Raw genomic sequence first — 202 nt, forward strand, 5'->3', positions numbered from 1 at the left:
GGGTGTAGCTCAGTCGGTTAGAGTGCCGGCCTGTCACGCCGGAGGTCGCGGGTTCGAGCCCCGTCACTCGCGCCATTTCAAGGTAAATTCCGGATCTGGCACCGCGCCGAAAGGCCAAGTAATGCGCGGGTGTAGCTCAGTCGGTTAGAGTGCCGGCCTGTCACGCCGGAGGTCGCGGGTTCGAGCCCCGTCACTCGCGCCA

Annotated in this window: 1 tRNA gene; it reads left to right on the forward strand. The window is 65.3% G+C overall.

The annotated features are described in order from the left end of the window. The first annotated feature begins 125 nt into the window (after positions 1-125). Positions 126-202 (forward strand) — tRNA-Asp (locus ACPYOP_RS33045).

It is taken from the genome of Rhizobium sp. KNZ2-6A, from assembly GCF_056755475.1.